The following is a 24,256-nucleotide window of genomic DNA, read 5'->3' as shown; positions in this document are numbered from 1 at the left end:
CTCCGGATTCAGATCGTGGCGGTGAGGATGCCGGTCGAAATCGTCGGTGCGTATTGCAGGAACACCGCGAACGCGACCCCGGAGAGAATCGGCATCGGGTTGAGACGCGCCAGCGAGAAAAGCGCGCCCAGGCCGATCGCGGCGATCGCAGCCGCCTTGCCGAAGTAGCCCTGGACCATGCCGGTCAGCCAGGTATAGAGACTTTGAAACTCGGTGCCGGTGTTTCCCGCCAGCGCACCGGTGGCGGCGGTCAACAAGACGAGCGCCAGGGCGCCCTTGATCCAGTTACGACGGCTGTACATGACGGTTCCCTTTGAGATCGACACAAGACTTGATGAGCCATCCGAGGCCGAGGCCGACGGCGATGCCGCCCAGATGGGCGTCGAATCCGCCTTCGATCGGCGAACCCGGGGCGAGGATGCCGATGGCGATGAAACCGCCGGCGATGACTACGTCGCGGATGAAGCTGTGGGTGTGCGGTAATTTCACGTCACTGCGCTCCTTTGCGGTTGCTTTTGCGGTGGGTGCTGCGGTTGCGGTCATTGAGCCCGCCGCGCGGGCCTGAAAGGCGTACCTCGACGCGGCGGTTGCTCCGGCGCGCCGCTTCGGTGGGTGCCGGATCGAGGTAACAGCACAGGCCCTCGGCACGAACCGCGATCTCGGCCTCGACGCCTCTGTCGAGGAGCCACGAGCGGACGGACTCGGCGCGCCGTCTGGCGAGACGGTCGTTGTAGGCTTTGCCGCCGACGTCGTCGGTTCGGCCGTATAGCTCGATGCGTGAGTAATTCGCTGCGATGGCTGCCAGGCGCTCCAGCTCCCGTTGCCCGTCGGCGGTGGGAGTGTCCTGGCCGTACTCGAAGAGGATGGTGGCGGTTGCCAGCTCGGCAGCGGTGGCGACTGGAGAATCAGAGGCGACCGGTGAGGGGCTCGGCTGAACCGCGGCAACGGCAGGCGCTGGCTCGTTTGTGGCCACGGGAAGTTCGACGATCGCCAGCGTCTTGCGTGTGGGCATCGGGCAGGCGGTGCCGCTGCAGGTCTTGAACTGGTGTTCGATCCAGGCGATTCTGTGTGCCGCCGTGGGTTTGGGATTTGCTTCGGGAAGCGCTTGCGGCAGCGCTTCGGGCAAGCTCTCGCACCCGACCATCATCGCGGTCGTGAGAAGCAGGACGGCGACCGGGTTCAGGAGCGCCATGGATTTACCTGCGAGGCGACCTTGCGGGCATAGGCCCGGCGTTTGTCGGGAGAGACGGCGTTGTAGGCCCCTACGGCTTCCCAGCCATAGCCAAAGCGGCGGATGTTCTGCGCGAGAATCCAGGCGCCGATGTACGTACTGGTGCAGGCATCAAAAAGCTGATCGCGGCCAATGCCATACGAACCCAGCTTGCGCAGCCAACTGCTGTTGATTTGCATGTGCCCGAGGTCCTCCGAGCCATCGCGGTTGCGATGGCGTGCGGCGGGGTTGGCGTTGGACTCGACGGCGGAGATTGCTTTGAGCAGCGATGGCGGAATGCCATAGCGGCGACCGGCTTCTTCGAAGCAGGCAGCGTGCGCGGAAAAGGCCGCGGGCAACAGGAGGATGGTCAGGAAGGCGCGAGTCATGGCTGCCATGGTAGGAAGCCAGACGGTTCCTGCGTCGCTGAAATGTGACCGTTAAGGGTGCATTTCGGTTAGCGGAGGGTTGGTACTTGAGCTTGCGCGGCTTCGGACATTTCCTTGCCACGGGGAACTGATGTCCACGTCATTCGTCGGCGACCGACCGCTGCGCCGGGTACAGCAGCCCTTCAGAAATGCTCGCTGGAGGACGGCAGTTCGGCCAAAGCGGCCGTTGGCGGCAGCCGGCGTGACCGGCCGGTCTGGAATCCTACAGCAGCCGTTCATGGCGACAGGTAACCGGTAACCGGCAAGTTGTCGGCCGAAACAGTCGTTCATGTGCCGCCGGCCGAACCGCTGGCGTGCGCTCCGTGGTTGCCGTTCATCACGCTCGACGGTTGAACGTTAGCAGGTGTAGGTTGCGCTGACGCAGGCAGCCGATCATGCACCGTCGTTCCATTTCGGCAGCGGCCGCACACATCAAGCGCCAGTTGCGGGCGGTGGCGGTTGGATGTTGGGCTTCCTGCGTCAGCCCAACCTACGCTTGCTGCGGGAAGTGGAGAATGATAAGCGTCGACGCTGATGCTCACAGACCAGCGTGATTACAGCTTACTTGCCGCGCAAACGCTGAAGCGCGGCAAAGCTGCGGTGCTTGATTGCCGCCGGACTCTACACCTGTTCGACGCCTAGCAGCTATGAGACTCGCAATGCTGATGCCCAAGAGAAGCATTGAACCTGGTTCGGGGACAGCAGCACCCGAGTTAAGGGTACGATCGTAGATTTCTTGAATTTCGATACTACTCAGAGCACTATCGTAGGTTCCGACTTCGTCAATAAACCCGTTAAAGCGATTAACAGGAACTCCAGCAGAGCCGAACATCCCACCGACAATGAACTCTGCAGCATTGTCCGCATACCCGGCGGAACCGACACCGCTGAGATTTCCGTCGACGTAGATGCGTGTTGTGCCGCTGTCGTACACTCCCACTAGCTGATGCCACAAACCATCATTTATTGGCGGACCTCCGACCGCTGTGTGGTAAGGGCCGTTGGCCGAATAGAAGCCCTCGGTATTCTGCCGGGTAAAACCGTCGTAAATATCGTTTATCGCCAAAAAATACCCTTGCATGATGCCTTCCCAATGCTTTGCGACGGGAGTCATACCTGAAACGTCGCCAGAGTTGAGTTTTACCCAGGCCTCGATAGAAAAGCTGGAAGTTGCCGGAAAGTTGTTTCCCATTGTGACATAGCCATTTGTGATCTGAACCGAGCCACCTTTAACGCCACCCGTTGTCGTAAACGCGGCCCCACCAACGAGAGTACCGTTTACGCTTCCAAAACTATCGAAAGCGGTTGCCCCACTCATCTCATCAAACCCCCAATGCCCCACGATCGCCGCATTCGCGACGCTTTCCATGCCAAGGACAAATACTCCGGTTGCCAACCCAAGAAAGATTCTATTCGTTTTCATTTTACTCACTCCCATTTAGTGACTCAAGAAGGCCTTTCCCTAGCAGCGACGACAAATCGTGCGAATAACAGCTCACCATGCAATAGTCAGTAACAAATTGAAAGCAAAATAACATAATCGAAGCACAACTCACTGGTCTGGATAAAAACAAACATAGCTCTATGTAATCGCTGACCAACTGACTGCTGACGCACTACCCACCCCGTGGCAGCGACTTTTTTCTACCACTAGCCGAAGTTTTGGTCAAAGAGAACCGAATCCCCGCGCTTCTCTACGCTTCTCTGCCCATTTCCGGGCCTTTCGTCCACATCAAGACGCAACTTGACCGTTGGGCGCCAATAGGCGCCGCTTGGCAATCATGCGATTGGCCAACCCACACAGCGTGTGGAGTTGCGCTGTGTCCTTTTTCAAGCCCTTGTAACGCATCGCTCGGTAGTGAGGCATGTTCTTCACGATGAGGAGGGGATGCTCTACCTTGGAGCGGATGCTGGCTTTCAGCAATTCCAACTGGCGCAGCAATTGGCTGACCAGGATATCCTCCGGGAGGGCTCTGAGCTTGCCGCGCTTCATGGCAATCTGCTAACTGATTTTCTGCGTCTGGTCGCTGTGCAGCGGATGCCCATTCTGGGTGACGTCAGCCTCGTTCACTTGCAGCTTCAGAGCTGGGCAGCTGAGCTTTCACCCAGTTCGTTCAGCTCGTAGTCCGTCGTCTCGAAAATGCTGCGCCGGTGGTAACCGTCATCTGGCTTCGAGCCGCTGACTCCTTTCGCGTCGATGTCGTGGAGAAATGGACCGTCATGATCGCTTTCAGGCAAAACCTCCCGGACGTCGTGTCTCGTATTCGCAGGTTGAGTCATGACGCAGACCTCCCTCCCGATCTGACAACCTCTGCCGGTTGGTACGTACTACCAAACGCCACAAGTATACTATGACAGCGTTAGGGGTATTTCAAGATCAATTTGAAGCCTCGCGCCTCCATCGCAGTACCTCCTTCACTTCCATCGCCACCTAATCGATCGCTGCATCCCGATTCTTCTCGATGAAGTTGAAGACCCAGCGCACGGTCGCCCATCCCGGCAGACCACAGCCGAAGTTCAGAGTAACTTCCTTTCTGACGTCCGGTGAAGGTTCCATACCGGCCATCCGCGCGATGTGGCGTCAACGGCCGCTGCGGCCGAACACCTGCCCCAGATGCAGCACCGCCAAATGTCCCCTTGAAAGGTGGTGTTACGTCCGCCGCTCTCCAGTAACTGACGGCGTCGCCTATCCCATGAACGGCGAGAGCGAAGGAAGGCGTGCTGCCTGAACGAGGCTGGGACGACGTGAACGAAAGATGGGCCGGGACACCTCTGTTATCGTGGGAAGTTATCAAGACAACCGAGATAGAAGAGAGCCCAGCCCATGCAGCGAATTGTAGCCGGCATCGACACGATCGAGCGGCATCTTGAGGCCGTCAGGCAAACCCCGAAGTGTATCGGCCGCCGTGCTGCCCGCATTGCGGGCTCAAGATCCTCTGACCACACGGGCACTATGAGCGCAAGGCCGACCGCCGAGCCGGGCAGGTTTCCCTCAACCCGATACCGATCTGCCGCTACCGTTGCTCTGGTTGTCGGCGCACCTGTTCACGTCTGCCGGCGTGCATCGCACCGCGCCGCTGGTATGACTGGTCGGTGCAGCAAGCCCACCTCGAACGGCAGTTGAGCGAACGCTCCGATCAGCGCCGTGCACTCGGCAGCCTGCCGGACCGGCGTACCGCCGGTCGCTGGTGGGACTGGCTACAGAAGAGCAGCCTGCTGTTCGAGTTTCACCTGCGCGCCCGCTGTGCCGAACTCGGGCGGGCCGCCGACTTCGGCGCTTTCTGGCGTCGGGTATTCGAATCCATGGGCCTGGTGCAAGCCATGACCCTCCTTGATCAAGAGCTGAACATCCCGTGATGTCCTGATCCTGAACGAGCGGCGGACAGGGCAGACCCCGCCCGGGCGGGGTCCCCACACAGTTTGCTCCTGTCATTATCCGGGTCCTTCTGGTTTGATCACCTCTCCGATTTATCACAAGGAGTGGTCATGAACCCGATTGATCCGAAAGCCCTGTTTCGCCTGTTCGTCCTGGGTCCGCTGATTAGCCGCGAGCGGCTGGAGCGGGGAGAACTGCAACAGATTCTGCGCGAGCTGGCCAGCCGCGAATACGCCATTCCCGGCACCCGTCGGCGGCATCTGAGCGAGAAGACGATTCAGGCCTGGTACTACGCCTGGCGCCTCCACAAGCTCGATGGGCTGACGCCCAAGGTACGCGCCGACCGCGGGCAATCGAAGCTCTCCGCCGCCACCCAGGCCGCCATTCTTGCCGCCAAGCGCGACAACCCGCGGCGCTCGCTGTGCCAGATTCGCCAATTGCTCGAAGCGGCCGGCACCGTCGCCCGTGGCGGCCTCGCCCGCTCGACCATTCACCGTCTGCTGCAGCAGCACGGTCTGTCACGAATCAGCGGCTCGGCCAGCCTGCCGGAAGAGAAACGCAGCTTTGTCGCCGCGACCGCGGGGGCGATCTGGTATGGCGACGTGATGCACGGCCCACGCGTCCCGATCGGCGGCAAACTCGCCAAGAGCTATCTCGTCTCACTGTTCGACGACGCTTCCCGGTTGCTCACGCACAGCGCCTTCTGCCCTGGCGAGACCGCTCTGGACATCGAAGGCGTGCTCAAGCAGGCGGTGCTCAGGCGCGGCATTCCGCTCAAGTTGGTCGTTGATAATGGCGCCGCCTATCGCGCCGAAACTTTGCAGGGGATCTGCGCCCGGCTGGGCATCCATCTCATTCACTGCCGGCCGTACGCGCCCGAGGGCAAGGGCAAATTGGAGCGCTGGCACCGTACCTGCCGCGATCAGTTTCTCAGCGAACTCGACGAGCGCCATATCGCCAGCCTGGACGATCTCAACGCGCGTTTGTGGGCTTGGCTCGAGCAGGTTTATCACCGCCGCCCGCATGCCAGTCTGGACGGCATCAGCCCTTTGGCACGTTACCAGCAGGACCTGTCCAGGATTCGCCCGCTCGGGCCGTTGGCGGCGAAGCTCGATCTCTTGTTCCGGCATCGCGTCAGCCGTCTGGTGCGCAAGGATGGCACGGTGTCGTATCACGGCAAACGCTTCGAGGTGCCGTTCGAGCTCTCCGGTCAAACGGTGTCTCTGGTGGTCGATCCGCATACCGAGGTAGTGATCGGCGTCGAGGACGAGGAAGGGAAAGCGATCGGCGCGGCGACGCCGCTCGATGCACTGGCCAACGCCACACGTCGGCGACGCCAGCCGGACCCGGCGAACACTGACCCAGCGCCCCCGACGAAGAGCGGCCCGAATCTGATCGAGCTGATCTATCAGCAATATTACGACTGCAAGGGGGAGTGAAATGGACTTGCAACACTTTGGTTTGCGGCATTCGCCGCTGGGCAAGGAAGCGGCCGAGTTGTGGGATGACGGTGCGCTGGGGCTGTTGGCGGAGCGCTTCGCCTGGTTGTTGCACTCGCCCGGAGTCGGCCTGATCACCGGCGAACCGGGAGTGGGCAAGACGGCCGCCTTGCGCCAGCTGACCCGCGGCCTGAATCCGCATCGCCACCTGGTGATCTATCAGGCGGAGACGGATTTCGGGCGGCTCGATATCTATCGCGGTCTGGCGCGCGCTCTGGGAGTGGAAGCGGGCTATCGGCGGGCGCAGCTGTGGCGCGATCTGAAGGAGCGCATCCTGCAACTGGTCGATGGCCGCCAGTTGGTGCCGGTATGGATCATCGACGAGGCGCAGAATCTGCCGCTGGAGTTCTTCCGCGATTTGCCGGCCTTTCTCAACTTCGCTTTTGATACACGCGATGTGATGTCGGTCTGGTTGATCGGCCATCCGGCACTGGCGCAAACACTGGAGCGGGCGCCGTATGCGGCGCTGGCCGGGCGCGTTCAGGTACGCGTGCAGCTCAAACCGGTGCTCGAACGCGAGCGCTTTGCGCAACTGATCCAGCACAGCCTGAAGAGCGCCGGTTGCACGCATACGCTGCTCAGCGATTCGGGCCTGGAGATCTTGCGGCAGGCCAGCAAGGGGCTACCGCGGCACGCCGGGAGAATTCTGCGCACGGCGATGCGCCTGGCGGTACCACGCGGCCTCAATCATCTGCCGGACGATCTCTTGCAGTTGGCGATCGAGGAATTGCGATGAGCCGCCGCTCTGCTCTCCCGTTGTTCCCCGATGGGCTCTCCGATGAAAGCGCGGCAGTGCTCAGTGAATTCCTTAACCAGCTCGCCGTCGCATGCGAAAGCCGTTACTTCGTACAGCTGCGCCGCTACCACCAGCGGCAGATGAATCTGTACGATCCCGAAGCCCCCTGGCGGACCCCGCCGCTGCCGCCTCGGTAGCGCCTTCATCCCACGCTGCCGCCGGGATAGATGTTCCCGTCGCAGCGTGGGACTCGGCCAGCGTTTCAACCTCGAAAAGCTTGGGCCGAGGGCTCTAAATCAGCGCAGGACGTAACAGGTGGTAGCGGCCGTTCAGAACTCTCGTTTCTTCGCTGAGACGATGACCAGGTCGCGGTGGAGGCTGCGCGAACGCACCAAGACGCGTCGCCTTCGACCGGCCGTCACACCCACAGCCACAGATCTCGATGGATAGACGTTCCTCAGGGCCGCTTCTGTGAATTACTCACCCACAGCTTGTGGGAAATGCCGGGCTCCGAGCCCTGCGGTATCGACCCTCAATTTCAACCGGCGCCAGACTGAGATTTCGATCAGCGGATCCCGTGGTAGTCAGCACTATCCAACCAGCCAGCATCGCCCGCTAGCAGCCTGTCGGACTTTCCCTGCGCCAGATCCAGATATGATATAATCATACCTCTTCGAGCAACCGGGTCGTCGCATGTCCAAGTTTATCGTCGCTGACCGCCAGACCGACTATCTGCTACCGCCGTCGGTAGACGACTGGCTGAACCAGGATCACCTGGCGCGATTCATTGTTGAAGTGATCGACCAGCTCGATCTCTCCAAGCTGACGCGCGAGTACGCGGGGCGCGGATCGAAAGCCTACCATCCGGCCACCCTACTGGGGATTCTGGTCTATGGCTACATCACGGGTATTTTCTCCAGCCGCAGGCTGGAGCAGGCAACCTACGACTCGATAGCCTTCCGCTTCATCGCCGCCAACCTTCATCCCGATCACGACAGCTTGGCCACCTTCCGCCGACGGTTCCTTGACGAACTGAGCGACCTGTTTCTGCAGGTCCTGAAAATGGCCACGGAAATGAAAGTGCTCAAGGTGGGTAACATCAGTCTTGATGGCTCGAAGTTCGAAGCCAACGCCTCGCGGCACAGTGCGCTATCGCACGGGCACATCGAAAAGCTGGAAGTCCAACTCAAGGCCGAGGTTCAGGAATTACTGGCGCTGGCAGAACAGGCGGATCAAGCCGATATCCCGACGGGAGTCAGCCTGCCCGAGGAACTCAAGCGTCGCGAAGATCGGCTGACCGCCATGGCCGCCGCCAAGGCCAAGCTTGTCGCTCGGGCCGAGGAGCGCTATCAGCGCGAGAAAGCCGAGTACGACGAGAAAATGGCCCGCCGTGCGGCCAAGGAAGAGGCGACCGGCAAGAAGCCCGGTGGCAAGCCCCCCAAGGCTCCCGAGCCCGGACCACGAGACCGTGATCAGATCAATCTGACCGACGAAGAGTCCCGCATCATGCCGGTCGCCGGTGGCGGCTTCGAACAGGCCTACAACGCCCAGGCGGCGGCCGATGCGGCGACGATGCTGATCGTCGCCACCGGCGTCACGCAGGCTCCCAACGATAAAGAGCAGGTCGAGCCGATGCTGGCCACCCTCAAGGCCCAGGCCGAGGTGCTCGGCGCCGTGGAATGCCTGATCGCCGACAGCGGCGGTTACTGCAGCGAGAAGAACATCAAGGCGTGTGAGGCGGCCGGTATCGAGCCCCTGATCGCCGTCGGACGCGACGAGCATCATCCGGATTGGCGGGAGCGCCACAGCGAGCCGGCCCCCTTGCCCGACAATGCCACGCCAGTACAGGCGATGTCCCATCGGCTGAAGACCAAGGATGGACGAGCGCGCTACGCCTTACGCAAGCAGACGATCGAGCCGGTCTTCGGGATCATCAAATCGGTGATGGGCTTTCGCCGCTTCTCCCTGCGCGGCTTGAAGAAGGTCACCGGCGAGTGGACGCTGGTTTGCCTCGCCTGGAATTTGAAGCGCTTGGCCGTATTGCGCCCACAGTAGGGAAAATGAGGGGAAATCCATCGGAAACGCCCGAAAACAAGGGAAATCCGGCTTTTTGTCCCATCCGGCTTTTTGTCCCACATGGTGAAACGCGCCGGCTTTGCCGACGGGTAGTCCGACAGGCTGCTAGGAGAAACTCGCGCCTGGAGCCGCGTAATTACAGAAACCGTCGCTTGCGTTACACCAAACACGATGGCGCGTCCTTCGGGATGTGTTTCTTGCCACCTTCGCACGTTAAGTTGACCATTCACCGCGTCCAAATCCTCCCGGATACTCCCACACCATTGGCATTGAATTTTTCCTATGCTTAATTTCCCATCCTTGATCAGCTCACCATGCTGAGCATCCGGATCACGCGCAATCCGGGCGGACCCTCTGTTGCGGTCGCCCGCGGCGCCACCATTCCGTGGGTCGTTCGCGGCACCTTCCGCGCCGACGGTGACCCGCAGCCGCGGGTCACCGTCACGGCCTTGGGCATCGACTACGCTGCGGTCGTCGACGTCGCGGCACGTCGCTGGCAGGCCATGGTGCAACTCACCGGCCCCAGCCGGGTTTCGCTGCTGGCCACGCTGCATGCGCAGGAGCGAGACGCCACCGGTCAGTTGCACGCACGCGATGTGCCCTCGTGGCGCATGCTGCTGGTGGCGCGAGACCCGCAGGACGACCCTCTCTACTCCCTGAACTGCACGGTGGTCGACACACGCGGCGCGCCGCTCATCGGTGTGCAGGTGACCGCCTTCGATCTCGACCGTCGCTCACGCGCCGACACGCTCGGCCTTTCCACGACCGACGACGGCGGCGGCGTGAGCTTCGTGTTCCGCGAGTCGGACTTTTCCGAAACGGCAGGCGAGGGCGGTCCCGATCTGCGCTTCGTGGTGCGGCAGGGCACGCGCGTGCTGGCGGCCACGCTCGTCGACCGGCGGGGCAACTGGATTCCCAACGCGCCTGTCGATCTTCCGCCCTTCACCCTGCGTGTCACCGGCCTCAATGGTGCGCTGCTGAGTCCGCCCGTGCGCACGAAGTGGCAGGGCACCGGCGGTTCGCGCGGCTTCCTGGGGCTACCGTCTGGCGATGAGCTCCCGCTGGCGCGCGGCGCGCGTGGCGCCCATTTCGCCGGCGGCTCGATCCTCTGGTCGCCCGAGTTTGGCGCCAAGCTAGTCTATGGCCTAATCCGCGCACGCTGGCAGGCGCTCGGCGCAGAAATGGGCGCGCTTGGGCTACCAGTGTCGGACGAAATCGACGACCCCGCCGTAGTTGGGGCGCGGGCCAGCGTTTTTGAGCGAGGCGTGATCCGCTGGCGGCCTGGGCAGGCTCAGGCCGTCGCGTCGGGTCACGACTATCTGCGGCTGCACGGCGCCGTGCGCGCGCAGATTCTCGCGCGATTCTTCGCCGTGGGCCGTGGCGGCCGTCGCAATCACTTCTCTACGTTGAACCGGCTTGCGGCCGAGGTGCCCGCGGTGGGCGGTACCGTCACCCTCGCGGACGCCGACCGCGCGCGCTGGCGCATCACCATGAATTCCGGTGAGAACCCGTTTCTCTATGGCACAGGGCTGGTGGCGACGCTGGCCGTGGAAGAACTGGCCGGTAACGAGGAATCGCGCAAGGCGCTCACCGACTGGCTGGCCACCACGCGCAGCCTTTGCCGTTGGACGCACATCGGCCCGGCAGGTGAGGGGCGCTTGCCGCAGCGCTGGGACGCCGGCACCGAGACTGAAGGCTTCGCGCCTACCGAGCACTTCATCCCTCAGGGCCAAGGCTGGAGCTGGTCGCTGCCAGCGAGCGACATCCACCACTTCGCCTCGCGTCCGCCGGAAACTCTGCAACCTTTGCTGGGGCCGCGGGCCGCGGCCAGGTACTTCGAAGAGGCGGCCAATGGCCTCGGCAATCCGTATCGGCGGTGGGAGCTGTCGATGGACGAACTGACGGGCCTGGTCACGTCGTACTGGTTGATCGCCAAGCTCACCCCCACGGCAGCCCTGCAATCCGAGGTGAGCCGCCAAGCCACCTGGGTGGGCAACTACCTGGCCGACCACGGCTACCTGCTGATCCGTCCTCAGGGCGGCTTTGCCTGGCAGGGTTATGCGGAATCGCTGCCGGCCATGGAGCATCCGATCTCGCGCGCCCTCGAGACCGCGGCCGGTGGGACCACACGCTTCGCCTCCCGCGCAAACCTGCAACAGGCGCTGCAACTGTCCGGGCACTGGGACCAACTCGCCGGTCCCATCACCGGCTGGCAGGCGTTGAGCATCGTGCTCACTGCGGCCACGCTGCCCACCTCCGTCGTGGCGCTGTCTATCGGTCTCACGGCCAGTGCGGCCACGCTCGCCTTCTCCGGGCAGGTGCTCACGCCCGACATGCTCGGTGCAGCCGCCGCGCTGTATCTGCATCGCGACGTCGTGGACGTGCTGCTATCGACGCCGGGGAGTCGGAACAACGCCGGCCTCGCCATCGCTGCGCTGTTCATGGGTGCTGGCAACAAGGCCCTGCTGTACCGCAACCTCACCACGGCAATGGCCTTGGTGGGAAACAAGGAGAGTTGGGCGGTCAATTTCCCGGGCACGCTGTGCCTCACCGGGCTGGACGATAGCGACTCCACGGTGCGCGACACCTTCAACGCGTGGTTCACCGCGCGTCAGGGGCGGCCCGATCTCGAGACCAAGGGCATCGGCAGCCGCACGCTCTGGGCCGAAGCGGTGCGCACCCTGCTGGCGGGCAACGACGCCGCGATCGAAGCCGGGTTGGTAAGGAAGCTCGACCGCGCCGTGGTCGAGCTATTCCGCGACTGTTACTTCGACCCCCGGCTACCCACCAGCATCCTCGATGTGGACCACCCCGCGGGCGGTCAGGAGCCTCACGAGTACGCGCTGTTCCCGTGGTATCGCTATGGTTCGCACCCTGACACGCCGTATGGTCCGCTGGATTTCCTGGGCGCCCACGCGCTGGCATGCTGGCACGCGCGGCGCCGCGCCATGGCCGGCACCCCTGTGACAACGCCGGGCTTCCCGGCCGCGCTAAATGCCACCGCCATGGCTGGCTGGCCCGAGGCGGCCGTGCCCGCGCACTGCCTGCAGGCGCTGAATCAGGCCGGCATCCCGCTCGAGGCGCTACAGGGGGCCAGCCCGCCGCCATTGCTGCGCCAGGGTGCGTATCCAGTCTATTCGCAACCGGTGCCGCGCGCACAGCCAAGGCCTACGCCGTGGCCAAGAGCCAACACGCTGCTGTGCGACGTCGCGGTGGTGGTGGACGCCAGCATACCCGGCGAGCTGGCCACCGGCGTGACACTGCACCCGGGATTCGAGTTCTCAATCGAGGCCAACGGCAGTCTCTGGGCCGGTCGTGTGCTTGATCCTGCCCACGGCCCGGAAGGGCTGCCGCGCGTCGTGCACGACGCGCGCTGGCCACTGCACTCCGGTCTCGATCCTTCAGCCAACGCCTTCTGTCTGCTCGGACGGCTCAATGGCTGGTTCCGCATCGGCGATCGCCTTTCGCGCCGCCCCTGGCGCCTGCCCTACCCGCGAGCGCTCTTCCTGCGCATCAACGACGGTGAGCGCGTGGCCGGCACCGGCGCATGGACTGCTCGCATACGCGTATGGGGCCCGGCTGGCAGCCAGCCCGACCCGCCGGTGCAACGCGCTCCGCACCCGCTGAACCACGGGGCCGTGCTGCGCACCACGAATCCGTTCGACCTCATCGAAGTCACGATCGAGCCCGGTGCGGTGCCGGCCGATCGCGTGCTGTTTGAACTTGCCGTCGCGCCTACCCTGACCGCCCGCAAGGAACTGCGCGTGGACGGCTTGGCCGTGCCTGTAAGCATGGCCACCGAAGGGTCCCTACGCAGCGTCACCGCCGAGGTAAGAGGGACCGATCTGCCAACCTGCACACTGGCACTGAGCCGACGCGTGGTCCTTGGGATGGTGCTGGTGCGGCTTGTCGGCCAACTCGACGTGATTCCTGGCGGAGCGAAGGTGCGCCTGGAGTGGGTGTTCGACTGACTGTGCTAAGAGGCTGGCGGATAGATTCTGTCTCCGTGCGTTCTTTGGTTTTCAAGAGAAGCAGTGTGCGACGCCGGCGTGGTCGTTGGGGAAGTGGTGCTTGCGCAGGTGCAGCAAAGTGCCCAGGACGTGGCGGTCGTACTTGGTAACTCGCCAGCGTCGCGTTCTCGGGATCTTCGTGATCACGCCGTGCGCCTGGAGCCGCCTAAAACAGCGACCAGAAAACAGGCATTCGACGCCTCCCTGTCTGGCCAGCGGCCGGTTTGGTGCTCAAAGCAGCCTGATCTACCTGGCAATCTCAGCGGCCGTTCAGGCCGATGGGCCGTCCCACAACCAGTAGAGTCGAGCGGCTGGTTGTTGATCCGTTAGCTGCCAGTCAACATCGCTATTTTCCGAGCCGTTGGATGACCGGACTTGGCCGATTGCGCCCATCGAGCATCATCGCCGAAAGCGGCCGCACGCCGTCCATCGTGCCCTTGGGCGTGCGGCCGGCTTCCCCCGCTAGATTTCAGTCTGCTCGGAAATCTCCAGAGCGTCATCGACCTCGATGCCCAAGTATCTCACCGTGCTCCCCAGTTTGCGATGGCCAAGCAAGAGTTGCACAGCCCGCAGGTTCTCGGTGCGTTTGTAGATCAACGTTGCCTTGGTCCGCCGCATGGTATGGGTACCGTAGATCGTTGAATCCAAGCCGATCGCGGCCACCCAATGATGCACGATTCTGGCGTACTGCCGGGTCGAGACATGCGGGGAACTCGCGATACGGCTCGGGAAGAGGTACTGCTCTGGCCTCAAATGTGCCCTTTCGAGCCATGCAGCCACGGCCAATCTGGTCGGCTCGGTCAACTCAAACTGAACCGGCCGTTGGGTTTTTCGCTGCACGACCATGGCACGCGGCAGAATCTGGTTGCCGTGGGTGATGTCGCGAACACGCAGGTTGACGAGGTCGCAGCCACGCAGCTTGCTGTCGATCGCCAAGTTGAACAGCGCGAGATCACGAACGTGGTGCGCGTTCTGGAGATGTATTCGGATCGCCCAGATGTCTTTGGGCTTCAAAGGCGGCTTCTGGCCGATCAGCTTGCCTTTGTTCCAGGGTTCCCGGCGTTGAGTGGATTCCATGACAGACTCCTTCGTTGTTGATCGGAGTCTGATTGTTCAGCTGGCGATTCAGAATTCCCAGTAACCGGCTTGAGAAGCGGTGCCGCTATTGGTACCATCCATCCATGGCATCGACCCCGAAGATTCTCGACCAAATGAGGCGCGAGCCGGCGAACGTCCGGTTCGGCGATCTCAAGAGGGTTTGCGAGGAATACTTCGGGAAGCCGCGCCAATCGGGTACGAGTCATGCGATCTTCAAGACGCCCTGGGTTGGCGATCCCCGGATCAATATCCAGGACGACAAAGGCAAGGCGAAGGGGTATCAGGTTCGCCAGGTGCTAACGGCAATTGATAAGTTGAAGGGCATGCGCAATGAGCGTTGATCATTACACCTACCGTGTCACCTGGTCGCGCGAGGACGGCGAGCACGTTGCCCTGTGCGCTGAATTCCCTTCGCTGTCGTGGCTGGCAGCGACGCCAGAGGCTGCGCTGGAGGGGATCCGTCACGTTGTTTCGGATGTCGTCGCCGACATGAAAAAGGCTGGCGAGATTGTTCCTGTACCGCTGGCGGAAAAACACTACAGCGGTGAGTTCCGGGTACGCATTCCGCCAGAAGTCCATCGCTCATTAGCGATGCAGGCGGCTGAGCAAGGCGTCAGCCTGAACAGGCTGGCCAGTGCAAAGCTGGCCGGCTGACGGCTACGGCGTTCGCTAACAGTTTGGCTACACCTCTCGCCAGATCGTGATGGGCTGCTTTCGGAGCAGGTGCTGGGTGAGTACTATCGGCCAGCAGCGGCCGTTCGCAGCTCGGCGCGATCAACGAAGTGAACGGCAGCGATAACTCAGACAGCCGACGTCCGTAAGCACGCGGCGATTTCTCTCTATTTTGCCATTACTCACGGTAGAGAAGCACGGCCCGCTTCCGCTGATCACAGATATACGCTTTGCGGTACCATGATCCGATAGCAACTCTCGGTAAACAGCGCAGAACTCGCACCGCTTTTACCTGGCATCAAAATAAAGTCAGGACCAGACAACCTGATCTCTGCCCCATGACGTTCGCACGATCATCATCCTAAATCCTTAGAAGTTCATGAGCTTATCCTGCCAAACGAGGAGCAGTTCGGGTTGGTGGCGGGGCGGCGAGTCGGATATTGCGAAGATACCAATAATGGCAGATAGTACGTGTTTTTGCTCGGCGCCACGCTGAGCTTGCTGGAGATTCGGATGGCCCAACTCCTGTTGCCGATTTTTCCTGATGCTGTCACGCCGGTCAAGGAACTGCTGTCTGTCGAGCCTCTTGCAAAACTGACACTGCAGGGCTGATTTTTTCGTCGCTGGGGGCGAAAGCGGAGGACGCAGGCGGCCATTTCTGGCATGATGGGTTTCTCAAGACCAACATCATAACGCCCGCAAAATGGATACTACCCAACGCGAACTGATCATGCAACGCTGGAACGTGATTCAGCACGAACTGCTGCCCGAGTTGAGGGCTGAAGGTCCGCTGACACCGAAGTTGGAGAAGGTCGTGCACATCCTGGAATGGGTGCGCATTGAGGAATTCACGGGATCGAACTGGTGTGGCGTGGGGCGTCCGCCGGTAGAGCGGGCGTGGCTGGCGAACGCTTTTGTGGCTAAGTCGGTGTTGGGGCTCAATACCACGGTAGGGCTGATTGAGCGCCTGACGATAGACCGTGCGCTGCGACGTATCTGTGGCTTTCCTCTGTGCAAGAAACTGCCTTCTGAAGCCACCTTCTCGCGCGCCTTCGACGAGTTTTCTCAAGCGGATTTGGGCCAGCGGGTGCATGAAGCCCTCGTCAAGGCCCATCTCGGGGATGAACTGATCGGACATATCAGCCGCGACGGTACGGCCATTGAAGCACGCGAACATCCGTCCCGGCGCGAGGCGGCCGTGGCCGAAGAGGTCCCAGCGGCACAGCCCTCGGTGCTCCCGAAGGAAGAGAGCCCTTCCGAAGCGAGTGCGCCAGTGCCAGAAACGCCACCAGCGGCGAAGAAACGTGGCCGCCCCCGGCGCGGCGAGACACGACCACCCGCGAAGGAGTCGCCGATCCAGCGCCAACGCGGGCAGACGTTGGCGCAAATGCTCGATGAGATTCCGACGGCGTGTGATCGCGGCACGAAGTGCAACGCCCAAGGCTACAAGGTCAGCTGGAACGGCTATAAGCTGCATCTCGACACCGCCGACTGTGGCGTGCCCATCGCGGCGCTGCTCTCAAGCGCCTCGATGCACGACAGCCGTGCCGCCATTCCGCTATCACTGATCAGTGCCGAGCGGGTGACCAACCTCTACGATGTCATGGATGCGGCCTATTGCAGCACCGAATTGCGTGAGCACTGCCGGAGTCTCGGCCACGTTCCGCTGATCGATCACAATCCGCGTCGCGGCGAGAAGATCGAATTCGCACCGGCCGAGGCCATTCGTTACAACGAACGTACCGTCGCCGAGCGCAGCAACGCGCGGCTCAAGGACGAATTCGGCGGCAACACCATCATGGTCAAGGGCGACGCCAAGGTGATGGCGCACTTGATGTTCGGTATCCTGGCGCTGACCGCCGACCAGTTGATGCGATTACGAGAATGACCACCCGTTGTTCCTCTCCGACCGCTGTGCATCCGATGATGCAGGGCGGTCGTCGCCCCCAATGAGACAAATAATGCCATCAGGTTAGCCGCTCGGCCACGGCAACTTCCCTCGCGACAAAAATCGCTCCCAGAGAGCGAATCCCGCGGCCCAGCAGTTCCCGTGGGGAGTTTTGCAAGAAACTCTGTCGGGAAGCAGAATGGACAAGTCGTGTATTTCCACGGGGTCCTGCCGGTGTTCAGTCATGCCGAGGACGATCTGGCGACGTTCCGGATGATTACGGCGCAGTTTATCGCGCAAGGTCATTTGCGCGTGGTGGACGTGTCACGCGCCTTCGGGGTGCCCGCGTTGAGTGTCAAGCGGGCATTGAAGCGCTATCGGCAGGAGGGGCCGAAAGGATTCTATGTGCCGCCGCGGCGCCGTGGTCCGGCGGTGCTGACGGCCGAGGTGTTGAAGCAGGCGCAGGCGCTGTTGGACGACGGACAGACGGTGCCCAGCGCGGCGGCAGAACTGGGGATCAAAAGCGACACCTTGTCGAAAGCGGTGCGCGCGGGGCGGCTGCATGTGGCAGCGGCGAAGGGGCGCTGCGCGCTCGTCGCGAGCACCAAAAGCGAGCGCAGCGCACTCGACAGCAGCGCCCCGATGGGGGTTGGGGCCAGCAACGTGGAAGCCCGGGTGGCGGCGAGCGTGGGTGGGCTGAATGCGGTGCTCCCTCAGTTCCAGTTGGCCGTCGACGTGCCACGTGGCGGCGTGCTGTTTGCGCTGCCCGCCCTGCTGGCCGTTGGGCTGCTCGAAGGAGCGGAGGGACTTCCCCTGCCAGCGGGCTACTATGAAATTCCCCCGCAGGACTTGTCTCTATTGCGCGAATGATTCTGACATGTTGAAAGCGGCTGGAAAGTCGATACGGCGGCAGCGGACGGCGGCCCACATCGCTTTCACGCCGTTTTGCGTGACCCGGTAGAGACGAGAGTTGGTGACTTTGGCGATCAAGCCATGGCCGCGTAGTTTGGCGATCAGGCGGCTGGTTCGATGCGTACGCCGCTTGATTTCGGCGGGGTTATTGGCAGGGGCCGAGTAAAGCTTGCCCTGGAGATCGCGGTTGCGGAAGCCATTGATGGCGAACTCGCCGGCCAGGAGCGAGGTGAACAGAGCGACGTTCTCCGCGGTGACCGGGTTGAAAGCGGCGACATGCCGACCGGCCTTGCTCTGTGACCGGCACAGGCGATCGATGGCCTCGATCGCCTGACCTTTAAGAGGAGCATTGGCCAAGGCGTCGATCAGGCGCGAGTTGGCACCGTGAGCGACTTCGGCATAGCGCCAGAAATTCGAGACCCCTTTGCGCATCGGCGACCACCGGCAGACGACCTGACCCTCGGCATTTTCGGACGAGGTGAGGATTTTGAACTCTGCCGGATTGTTGAGGGTGGTCTCGATTCTCAAGACGTTGAGATGATCGTAGAGTTTGACGGAGTTGCGTCGGATACGGAACTTGATCCGGCAACCTTCGGGCCGCTTCTTGCTGTCGATCACGACCTCGCCCGTGAAGAGGTGATGAGGTTTTTGGCCAAGAAAGCGCATGACGTCAGTGGCGCCGAAGCCGGTGATGGCGGCATGGACGAGGTCCTGGTGGATACGTTCGAGATCAGCTCTGGACTTGAACAGGATATCGGTGGCCACTTCTGCCTGGTCCATGCCAAACCAGTAGCCGTCGAATTTCGCCGCGGCGATGGCCGGCAAGAGCGGATTGACGCTGGCCACCTGGCGAATCAGGAACGCAGGCCAGTCGGTGTGGTTGAACTGCTCGGCAAGTGCCGCGGTGGCTTCGAAATCCGACACCCAGAGAATCTTGTTGTCGCTCCGCTCGAAGGCGACACCCACTTGCGGCAGTTGCCGACACAGCCACTCCCGGCCATTGACGTAAATCTGAGTGGCGTACGGTGCCCAGGTCTGGATACGCACGTGCATCCAGCCAAAAACCGGGTCGATCAGATACCAGTACAGGTGCAGGCAGCGGCGATTGCGCCGGACGACTTCCAGACGTTGTGTCTTGCGATTGCCGGCCACGGCGAACGAGAGGCACGGTTCGAGGACCGAGAAGATGCAGACCAGGCCTTCGCTGATGCCGTCCTGCTCGGCGATGGCCCGGGCCATCGCTTCCTTCGATCGACCGCTTGCGTGCGTGTGCGCGGAGGCGAGAAAGAGGTAGGGACGCCCCGCCTCTTCGGCGGTCGCCTTGGCGTGTTCGACGAGCGTTTCGGTTTCGCTTTCGAAGAATTTCCCGGCATCCTTGAGCAGCACGCCTCGCTTGGACAGGTAGCGGCCAAACGCGCCATCCGGAAACATCGAGGTCAGGTACCCCTTGAAGATGATCCGGTCGAACCCTTCGACCACACCCAGGATTGACTCTTCGTGCTTCTTGAGGAAAATGTCCATGTCGCCTCCCTTCCCGTGCGGTGGTCTACCTCCTACGTGGGGTTGAGGATATTGTCCTCGCAAATTAAATCCGGCGGTAGCGGGGGCGACACCTCCTTTTGGTTGCGGCCAACGGCCGCGCTATGGGAAAGAGGGCTAATGCGGCTGAACGTGGCCTCTTTGCTGGTGATCAGCGCAATGATCGCCGCCGCCGTCGACATCACCGCGGATTGGCTGGACCAGGCCGAGAAACGTGTAATCCGCTTCGCGATCAAATCGCTCCGATCGGAGCCTCTGTCCTCCGCCCGTCCCGGTAAGCACGGGGAGGCCGGAGCCCTCAGCCGATCACACTGCCGTCGCTATGGCCACGACCGCCGGCCCCGTCTTCAATCTGTCCAGATAGTCCGCCCATTGCTCCATCATTACCCGTCTCTCTTTCAAGAACCTTGTACGGTTGTAGGCGGTGCCCAAAGCGTCAGGTACCGAATGGGCAAGCTGATGTTCAATGACTTCGGGTTTGATGAGTAATTCCTCGTGGAAGATCGTCCGCGCCATCGCCCGAAAACCATGCCCCGTGATCTCGGTTCTGGTGTCGTACCCCATCCGCCGCAAGGCGGCATTAATCGCAGCGTCGCTCATTGCCTTCTGCGGATCCCGTCCCGGAAAAACGTATCGTCCGCGCCCGGTCAGAGCGCGCAGTTCACGCAGAATCGCCACGGATTGGGGCACAAGTGGAACAAGGTGCTCAGTCTTGGTTTTCGTTACCAGATAACGCCATTCACCCTTGTCCAAGTCGAACCCCGACCATTCTGCCCGGCGCAACTCGCCAGGGCGAACGAACAACATGGGGGCGAGCAGCAAAGCGCTCTTGACCACGAATGTCCCCCGGAAAGCGTCGATCGCCCGCATGAGCGCAGCAACCTCCGTTGGCGTCGTGATGGCCGCGAAGTGTTCAGCCTTTGGGGCTGGTATTGCGCCCCTCAGATCTGGGCAAGGGTCGCGTTCTGCACGGCCGGTGGCGATCGCGTATCCGAATGCCCGACTGATTTCGCTGCGCACTCGATGCGCCGTGTAGCGCGCACCGCGTTCGTCGATTCGGCGCAACACGCTGAGCACGTCGGGAGCTGTAATCTCGGAAGTTGCCTTCGCCCCCAACCAAGGGAAGACGTCGTTCTCCATCCGTGCCAACGTTTTGACGTGCTGTGCGGGTTCCACTGTGCCTTTGGGTTGATCAAGCCATTCGCGGCACAGGACCTCGAAGGTGTTTACTGACCGTTCCACCCGCGCAGCTTTTTGCGCCCTCCGAGTCACGCCGGGGTCAACGTCGTTGGCCAAGAGCTTCCGTGCTGCGTCCCGACGTTCCCTGGCATCCTTCAAGCTCACATCGGGGTATACCCCCAAGGCCAGCCGCTTCTCTTTTCCATCAAACCGATATTTCAACCGCCACAGCTTCCCACCGCTGCGTGCGATTTCCACGTACAGCCCGCCACCGTCAAACATTCGAACAGGTTTGTCGCTTGGCTTGGCGTTGCGAAGGGTGACGTCCGTTAGGGGCATGGGGGCATCCTTGATCTGCCAAAAGCAATATGCCCCCGATTGTGCCCCCAAAAGATTCCGGATTGCCATAGACGGACCGGGTCTTTCGTGGACAAAGCAAAGCAAAACTCCTTGTATTTAATAGCGTATTTGCCATATCTTGGATTGCTTTGGACTGTTCTTTGGTGCCCAGGAAGGGAATCGAACCCCCACACCTTGCGGCGGCAGGACCTAAACCTGCTGCGTCTACCAATTTCGCCACCTGGGCACTGCCCGTCGCCAAGTCAAGCACACGCGCGACTATGCACGAAAACGCACTCCCGGCATAGCCACTTGGCAAGCACACCGAGCCGAAGCGCCAGCGCAAGTGCGGCATTCTAACCGCGACCAGCCTGCGTTGTCAGCACCCGCGCGCAGCCGAGGCCAGCCGAGCGGTGCGTGGCCTGGCTTTGCCTCTGCCGCGCATCCGCGCTTCCTCGCCGCCTCGCCCTGGCGACAAGCGGCTGACGTACCGCGCGCGGGCCGGCAGGTAAAGTTGAGCTGACAAGAAGCCGCCGATTCAGGCCTATAATTGCCGCCCTTTTCCGATTTCGAGTCCGCCCATGTGGTTCAAGAACCTTTATCTCTACCGCCTCCCCAAGAACTGGGCCATTGATGCCGCAGCGCTGGAAGAACAGCTTGCCCGCCTGACGCTGCAAGGGTGCAGTGCGACCGATCCACGCAGCATCGGCTGGGTAGCGCCACGCGACGGCGGCGCGCTGATCCATTCGGTCAACCAGCAATGGCTGCTGGCCCTCGGTGTCGAAGAAAAGCTGCTGCCGGCGTCAATCGTCAAGCGTTTTGCCAGCGACAAGGCAAAAGCCATCGAAGAGGCCGAAGGGCGCCGCGTCGGGCGCAAGGAAATGCGTGAAATCCAGGAAGAGATGACTCTCGAACTGCTGCCGCGGGCCTTTGTTCGCGGGCGCACCAGCTTCGCCTGGATTGACCGGGGCAACGGCTGGCTGGTGATCGACTCGGCGTCGCCGGCGAAAGCCGAGGAATTGCTCGAACATCTGCGCAAGTCGGTCGACGGCGTACCTGCCAAAGTACTCAAGGTCATCCAGTCGCCGTCGGCGGCGATGACCGGCTGGGTGGCCGGCGGCGAAGCGCCGGCGGGCTTCACGCTCGACCAGGATCTCGAACTGCGCTCGGCCGAAAAAGCGACCGTGCGCTACGTCAAGCACAGCCTGGAAGGCGAGGAAATCCGGCAGCATATCGAGACCGGCAAGGTGGTCACACGTCTGGCGATGACCTGGAACGACCGCATTTCCTTCGTTCTCGACGACAACCTGCAGATCAAACGACTGGCCTTCCTCGACATCCTCAAGGAGCAGGCCGACGGCCAGGCGGACAACGAAGACGAGCGCTTCGACCTCGACTTCACCCTGATGAGCGGCGAAGTCGCACAACTGCTCGACGATCTGCTTGCGGCCCTCGGCGGTGAGCCAGTGGCCGCAGTTTAGTCAGGAAGCCAGCAAGGGGCCGCTGGCTCGGTCGCGCGGCAGCTCAATCGACTTCCGCCGGCGTCCCCTCATAACTCGCGCTCAGTTGCGCTGCTGATAAGGCAAGCGGTACCTGTGTACCGCCGAGCCGGCGGTAGAACGTACCCGTGATTCCAAACGCGGCTAGCAAGGCGCTACCTTCGTCATCCTCCGGATCGATCTTCAATCCGCAACAGTCGCCTTCAACGACCATCATCACTTTCATTTCCAGACTCCTTTCCTGCCCCTTCCTCAGCTCGAGAAAACGGCTGCATGGTCCAGCGGCTTGACTCTTCACCCCGGCGCCCGCTGCCTACACCAGGCCTTAATCGCCTACGGTCACCTTTCCGCCAGCGACCGCGTGTAGCAAGTATCGCCAACAACACCGCTTTAGAAGGAGGGACAAATGCACAGCTGTGCTCATTTTTTTTGGTGAAATCTGTTGCCTGAGGGGGAAGCGGCGCTCCGCGCCTGCCAGTCAGCTGGCGTACAAGGCCGTCGACCGCGCCGAATCCAAGGGCTCGCGACGCCGAGTCACTTTCAGCCAACTCTTGTGGGCCGCCAACAACGCCAGGCTCATCTCGACATATTCATGTGAAGAGAGTTTGTCCGCGGCGTAGCGCTCGAGGAGCCGCAGCCAGCGGCGGTGAATGGCGCAAGGCTTTTCCTGGTGACCACCGGCCAGTGGGCAATCGGGACAGCGTCGACTCGCCAAGCTGTTGATCGCCGTCTGCTTCTGCCACTGCTGGCGATAGTGCATGGCGTTGGACTCGATCCACTCCAGGGCTCGTGCGTCGCGTTCGTCCTCGGGAAAACCCTCGACGTAGGCTTCGACAGCGCTGAGCTGGCGGTTGAAGAACTCTTCATCAGAGTAAGCTTCAGACGCGACATCGCCCAAAAACCGAGCAATCAGCGCCAGGGTTGGATCATCTACGATATACATGGAGCTTCTGGGAAGCGTTATAAGGTAAGCAATTGAGACCACTATAACACTTTTTTTGGTGCGGTGCACAACCCCGCATCATGACCACTAACGCTCTTCAGTTCACGGCGCGACCAGGTCCTTTTCCCTCGGCGCGGGCGCAATTGCTGCAACGCCACAGCTATCGCGCCGGTACCGAGACTGTGGCGAGGCGTGCCGCCGCCATCAGCCCGCTGCGTGTCGCCGCCTTCGCCAGGCAAGTACGACTGCGGCAGTGCTGCTGTGCCGCTCGATTGACCGCCTTGGTGCGCGCCTCCTATACTCAGCGGCGGCCATTGTCTGTTCCATTGCGCAACCGCGAAGCTGCGTGGCACTTTCTGCAGTCGCGGCAAAGCTTTTCTGCGACCGACTTCCCGTCACCAAGTTCATGCAAAGGGTACCGATGAGATCACTGCCAACTGCCCCGCCCACCTTCCCGAACCTCCAGCTCTCCCTGCTGCGTATCGGCGTCCCGGTATTACTGCTGGCGATCGCCTTCTCGGCATTTGCCGTCGAGCCCGATGTCGTTGCCGAATCCCCGGACTGGGTACAGTTGTTCCTGGGTCTTTTCGGCGGCCTGGCGCTGTTTCTCGGCGGCCTGCAGTTGTTGTCGGAGGGCATGAAGAAAGCCGCTGGCCAGGCCTTGAAACCAGAGTGAGCGCTTGCTGGAGAGAAAAGCGACACGGCTTGTCGCCGACGATCCGGATTACCTCGATCTGGTACGCATGCAGATGTCCTTCGTCGATCAGATGCGCAGGATCTATACGCTGGCGAAACGTATCGCCAAAGTGGCGCTGCCACCGGGAATTGCTCAGAAGGATTGAGCCAGCGCCG

General features: G+C 61.8%; 28 protein-coding genes, 1 tRNA gene and 1 pseudogene. 14 read left to right on the top strand and 16 right to left on the bottom strand.

The features are described 5' to 3' along the window. Positions 1–8: 8 nt before the first annotated feature. The 8 genes from traA to V5B40_RS09175 all read right to left on the bottom strand — a co-directional run bounded on the left by traA (position 9) and on the right by V5B40_RS09175 (position 4,195). Positions 9–302 carry a TraA family conjugative transfer protein gene (traA, locus tag V5B40_RS09210; RefSeq protein WP_332354241.1) on the bottom strand — a complete coding sequence of 98 codons (294 nt, stop codon included), beginning with the start codon at positions 300–302 and terminating at the stop codon, positions 9–11. Further along, positions 286–489 carry a hypothetical protein gene (locus tag V5B40_RS09205; RefSeq protein WP_332354240.1) on the bottom strand — a complete coding sequence of 68 codons (204 nt, stop codon included), beginning with the start codon at positions 487–489 and terminating at the stop codon, positions 286–288. Before V5B40_RS09205 ends, traA begins: the two co-directional genes overlap by 17 nt. 1 nt (position 490) lies before the next feature. Continuing rightward, a complete protein-coding gene (locus V5B40_RS09200) occupies positions 491–1,192 on the bottom strand; it encodes an OmpA family protein (RefSeq protein WP_332354239.1) in 702 nt (233 codons plus the stop codon). Further along, positions 1,180–1,608 (bottom strand): lytic transglycosylase domain-containing protein, encoded by a 429-nt coding sequence (locus V5B40_RS09195; RefSeq protein WP_332354238.1) that lies wholly within the window; start codon positions 1,606–1,608, stop codon positions 1,180–1,182. Before V5B40_RS09195 ends, V5B40_RS09200 begins: the two co-directional genes overlap by 13 nt. A 568-nt stretch (positions 1,609–2,176) precedes the next feature. After that, positions 2,177–3,061, bottom strand: a complete 885-nt coding sequence (locus V5B40_RS09190; RefSeq protein ID WP_332354237.1) for a LamG-like jellyroll fold domain-containing protein — start codon at positions 3,059–3,061, stop codon at positions 2,177–2,179. A 309-nt stretch (positions 3,062–3,370) separates the two neighbouring features. Next, positions 3,371–3,631, bottom strand: coding sequence for a hypothetical protein (locus V5B40_RS09185; RefSeq protein WP_434735860.1), 261 nt, complete (start codon positions 3,629–3,631; stop codon positions 3,371–3,373). Positions 3,632–3,717: 86 nt separating this feature from the next. After that, complete coding sequence (locus V5B40_RS09180; protein WP_332354236.1) at positions 3,718–3,918, bottom strand: hypothetical protein; 201 nt, start codon at positions 3,916–3,918, stop codon at positions 3,718–3,720. A gap of 151 nt (positions 3,919–4,069) precedes the next feature. Next, positions 4,070–4,195, bottom strand: a complete 126-nt coding sequence (locus tag V5B40_RS09175) for a hypothetical protein (protein WP_332354235.1) — start codon at positions 4,193–4,195, stop codon at positions 4,070–4,072. Positions 4,196–4,638: 443 nt separating this feature from the next. On the opposite strand from V5B40_RS09175, the pseudogene V5B40_RS09170 reads away from it, so the two are divergent. From V5B40_RS09170 to V5B40_RS09140, 7 genes and pseudogenes are all read left to right on the top strand, one after another. Then, positions 4,639–4,707: pseudogene (locus V5B40_RS09170) on the top strand (DUF6431 domain-containing protein); the annotation flags it as partial. Between the two features lie 24 nt (positions 4,708–4,731). Further along, positions 4,732–4,995 carry a hypothetical protein gene (locus V5B40_RS09165; protein WP_332354234.1) on the top strand — a complete coding sequence of 88 codons (264 nt, stop codon included), beginning with the start codon at positions 4,732–4,734 and terminating at the stop codon, positions 4,993–4,995. 129 nt (positions 4,996–5,124) lie between these two features. Next, complete coding sequence (locus V5B40_RS09160) at positions 5,125–6,453, top strand: DDE-type integrase/transposase/recombinase (protein WP_332354233.1); 1,329 nt, start codon at positions 5,125–5,127, stop codon at positions 6,451–6,453. Between the two features lies 1 nt (position 6,454). Then, a complete protein-coding gene (locus V5B40_RS09155; RefSeq protein ID WP_332353730.1) occupies positions 6,455–7,249 on the top strand; it encodes an ExeA family protein in 795 nt (264 codons plus the stop codon). Beyond that, positions 7,246–7,446 carry a hypothetical protein gene (locus tag V5B40_RS09150; protein WP_332354232.1) on the top strand — a complete coding sequence of 67 codons (201 nt, stop codon included), beginning with the start codon at positions 7,246–7,248 and terminating at the stop codon, positions 7,444–7,446. Before V5B40_RS09155 ends, V5B40_RS09150 begins: the two co-directional genes overlap by 4 nt. Positions 7,447–7,942: 496 nt before the next feature. Further along, positions 7,943–9,304: an IS1182 family transposase gene (locus tag V5B40_RS09145; RefSeq protein ID WP_332354231.1), complete on the top strand. Its 1,362-nt coding sequence runs from the start codon at positions 7,943–7,945 to the stop codon at positions 9,302–9,304. Positions 9,305–9,639: 335 nt separating this feature from the next. Then, on the top strand, positions 9,640–13,296 hold the full coding sequence (locus tag V5B40_RS09140) for a hypothetical protein (RefSeq protein ID WP_332354230.1): 3,657 nt from the start codon (positions 9,640–9,642) through the stop codon (positions 13,294–13,296). Positions 13,297–13,347: 51 nt separating this feature from the next. Here V5B40_RS09140 and V5B40_RS09135 read toward each other — a convergent pair whose 3' ends face one another. After that, positions 13,348–13,482 carry a hypothetical protein gene (locus V5B40_RS09135; protein WP_332354229.1) on the bottom strand — a complete coding sequence of 45 codons (135 nt, stop codon included), beginning with the start codon at positions 13,480–13,482 and terminating at the stop codon, positions 13,348–13,350. Between the two features lie 315 nt (positions 13,483–13,797). After that, complete coding sequence (locus V5B40_RS09130; RefSeq protein WP_332354228.1) at positions 13,798–14,412, bottom strand: tyrosine-type recombinase/integrase; 615 nt, start codon at positions 14,410–14,412, stop codon at positions 13,798–13,800. 104 nt (positions 14,413–14,516) lie between these two features. Between V5B40_RS09130 and V5B40_RS09125 the strand changes: the two genes are divergently transcribed. From V5B40_RS09125 to V5B40_RS09110, 4 genes are all read left to right on the top strand, one after another. After that, positions 14,517–14,774 carry a toxin HicA gene (locus V5B40_RS09125; RefSeq protein ID WP_332354227.1) on the top strand — a complete coding sequence of 86 codons (258 nt, stop codon included), beginning with the start codon at positions 14,517–14,519 and terminating at the stop codon, positions 14,772–14,774. After that, complete coding sequence (locus V5B40_RS09120; RefSeq protein WP_332354226.1) at positions 14,764–15,087, top strand: type II toxin-antitoxin system HicB family antitoxin; 324 nt, start codon at positions 14,764–14,766, stop codon at positions 15,085–15,087. The genes V5B40_RS09125 and V5B40_RS09120 overlap by 11 nt, the downstream gene beginning before the upstream one ends. Before the next feature lie 721 nt (positions 15,088–15,808). Next, positions 15,809–16,993 carry a transposase gene (locus tag V5B40_RS09115; protein ID WP_332353483.1) on the top strand — a complete coding sequence of 395 codons (1,185 nt, stop codon included), beginning with the start codon at positions 15,809–15,811 and terminating at the stop codon, positions 16,991–16,993. 210 nt (positions 16,994–17,203) lie between these two features. Then, complete coding sequence (locus V5B40_RS09110; RefSeq protein ID WP_332354225.1) at positions 17,204–17,863, top strand: putative transposase; 660 nt, start codon at positions 17,204–17,206, stop codon at positions 17,861–17,863. Here the strand turns inward: V5B40_RS09110 and V5B40_RS09105 are convergent. The 4 genes from V5B40_RS09105 to V5B40_RS09090 form a co-directional block, all read right to left on the bottom strand. After that, on the bottom strand, positions 17,849–19,426 hold the full coding sequence (locus V5B40_RS09105) for a hypothetical protein (RefSeq protein ID WP_332354224.1): 1,578 nt from the start codon (positions 19,424–19,426) through the stop codon (positions 17,849–17,851). The genes V5B40_RS09110 and V5B40_RS09105 overlap by 15 nt on opposite strands. A gap of 32 nt (positions 19,427–19,458) precedes the next feature. Then, positions 19,459–19,680, bottom strand: coding sequence for a hypothetical protein (locus V5B40_RS09100; protein ID WP_332354223.1), 222 nt, complete (start codon positions 19,678–19,680; stop codon positions 19,459–19,461). Between the two features lie 70 nt (positions 19,681–19,750). Beyond that, positions 19,751–20,962 (bottom strand): tyrosine-type recombinase/integrase, encoded by a 1,212-nt coding sequence (locus V5B40_RS09095; RefSeq protein WP_332354222.1) that lies wholly within the window; start codon positions 20,960–20,962, stop codon positions 19,751–19,753. Positions 20,963–21,124: 162 nt separating this feature from the next. Next, positions 21,125–21,209: transfer RNA gene (locus V5B40_RS09090), tRNA-Leu, on the bottom strand. A gap of 334 nt (positions 21,210–21,543) precedes the next feature. Between V5B40_RS09090 and V5B40_RS09085 the strand changes: the two genes are divergently transcribed. Continuing rightward, positions 21,544–22,443 (top strand): recombination-associated protein RdgC, encoded by a 900-nt coding sequence (locus V5B40_RS09085; RefSeq protein ID WP_332354221.1) that lies wholly within the window; start codon positions 21,544–21,546, stop codon positions 22,441–22,443. A gap of 43 nt (positions 22,444–22,486) precedes the next feature. Here the strand turns inward: V5B40_RS09085 and V5B40_RS09080 are convergent, their stop codons facing one another. Both V5B40_RS09080 and V5B40_RS09075 read right to left on the bottom strand, forming a co-directional pair. Further along, positions 22,487–22,687: a hypothetical protein gene (locus V5B40_RS09080; RefSeq protein ID WP_332354220.1), complete on the bottom strand. Its 201-nt coding sequence runs from the start codon at positions 22,685–22,687 to the stop codon at positions 22,487–22,489. Between the two features lie 252 nt (positions 22,688–22,939). Further along, positions 22,940–23,404 (bottom strand): hypothetical protein, encoded by a 465-nt coding sequence (locus V5B40_RS09075; RefSeq protein ID WP_332354219.1) that lies wholly within the window; start codon positions 23,402–23,404, stop codon positions 22,940–22,942. Between the two features lie 421 nt (positions 23,405–23,825). Here V5B40_RS09075 and V5B40_RS09070 point away from each other — a divergent pair, with 421 nt between their 5' ends. Continuing rightward, positions 23,826–24,080, top strand: a complete 255-nt coding sequence (locus V5B40_RS09070) for a hypothetical protein (RefSeq protein WP_332354218.1) — start codon at positions 23,826–23,828, stop codon at positions 24,078–24,080. 4 nt (positions 24,081–24,084) lie between these two features. After that, entirely contained in the window at positions 24,085–24,246 is a 162-nt protein-coding gene (locus tag V5B40_RS09065; protein ID WP_332354217.1) for a hypothetical protein, read from the top strand. Positions 24,247–24,256 lie beyond the last annotated feature (10 nt).

Source organism: Candidatus Accumulibacter meliphilus, from assembly GCF_036625345.1.
Lineage (GTDB): Bacteria > Pseudomonadota > Gammaproteobacteria > Burkholderiales > Rhodocyclaceae > Accumulibacter > Accumulibacter meliphilus.
This window is presented reverse-complemented; position numbering and strand designations above follow the sequence as displayed.

Coding starts and splice junctions, on each gene's coding strand:
- V5B40_RS09105 (WP_332354224.1), bottom strand. CDS start 19,426: ATGGACATTTTCCTCAAGAAGCACGAAGAGTCAATCCTGGGTGTGGTC.
- V5B40_RS09085 (WP_332354221.1), top strand. CDS start 21,544: ATGTGGTTCAAGAACCTTTATCTCTACCGCCTCCCCAAGAACTGGGCC.
- V5B40_RS09175 (WP_332354235.1), bottom strand. CDS start 4,195: ATGGAACCTTCACCGGACGTCAGAAAGGAAGTTACTCTGAACTTCGGC.
- V5B40_RS09185 (WP_434735860.1), bottom strand. CDS start 3,631: ATGAAGCGCGGCAAGCTCAGAGCCCTCCCGGAGGATATCCTGGTCAGC.
- V5B40_RS09160 (WP_332354233.1), top strand. CDS start 5,125: ATGAACCCGATTGATCCGAAAGCCCTGTTTCGCCTGTTCGTCCTGGGT.
- V5B40_RS09115 (WP_332353483.1), top strand. CDS start 15,809: ATGGATACTACCCAACGCGAACTGATCATGCAACGCTGGAACGTGATT.
- V5B40_RS09150 (WP_332354232.1), top strand. CDS start 7,246: ATGAGCCGCCGCTCTGCTCTCCCGTTGTTCCCCGATGGGCTCTCCGAT.
- V5B40_RS09190 (WP_332354237.1), bottom strand. CDS start 3,061: ATGAAAACGAATAGAATCTTTCTTGGGTTGGCAACCGGAGTATTTGTC.
- V5B40_RS09145 (WP_332354231.1), top strand. CDS start 7,943: ATGTCCAAGTTTATCGTCGCTGACCGCCAGACCGACTATCTGCTACCG.
- V5B40_RS09125 (WP_332354227.1), top strand. CDS start 14,517: ATGGCATCGACCCCGAAGATTCTCGACCAAATGAGGCGCGAGCCGGCG.
- V5B40_RS09180 (WP_332354236.1), bottom strand. CDS start 3,918: ATGACTCAACCTGCGAATACGAGACACGACGTCCGGGAGGTTTTGCCT.
- V5B40_RS09075 (WP_332354219.1), bottom strand. CDS start 23,404: ATGTATATCGTAGATGATCCAACCCTGGCGCTGATTGCTCGGTTTTTG.
- V5B40_RS09080 (WP_332354220.1), bottom strand. CDS start 22,687: ATGAAAGTGATGATGGTCGTTGAAGGCGACTGTTGCGGATTGAAGATC.
- V5B40_RS09120 (WP_332354226.1), top strand. CDS start 14,764: ATGAGCGTTGATCATTACACCTACCGTGTCACCTGGTCGCGCGAGGAC.
- V5B40_RS09200 (WP_332354239.1), bottom strand. CDS start 1,192: ATGGCGCTCCTGAACCCGGTCGCCGTCCTGCTTCTCACGACCGCGATG.
- V5B40_RS09130 (WP_332354228.1), bottom strand. CDS start 14,412: ATGGAATCCACTCAACGCCGGGAACCCTGGAACAAAGGCAAGCTGATC.
- traA (WP_332354241.1), bottom strand. CDS start 302: ATGTACAGCCGTCGTAACTGGATCAAGGGCGCCCTGGCGCTCGTCTTG.
- V5B40_RS09140 (WP_332354230.1), top strand. CDS start 9,640: ATGCTGAGCATCCGGATCACGCGCAATCCGGGCGGACCCTCTGTTGCG.
- V5B40_RS09155 (WP_332353730.1), top strand. CDS start 6,455: ATGGACTTGCAACACTTTGGTTTGCGGCATTCGCCGCTGGGCAAGGAA.
- V5B40_RS09070 (WP_332354218.1), top strand. CDS start 23,826: ATGAGATCACTGCCAACTGCCCCGCCCACCTTCCCGAACCTCCAGCTC.
- V5B40_RS09195 (WP_332354238.1), bottom strand. CDS start 1,608: ATGGCAGCCATGACTCGCGCCTTCCTGACCATCCTCCTGTTGCCCGCG.
- V5B40_RS09095 (WP_332354222.1), bottom strand. CDS start 20,962: ATGCCCCTAACGGACGTCACCCTTCGCAACGCCAAGCCAAGCGACAAA.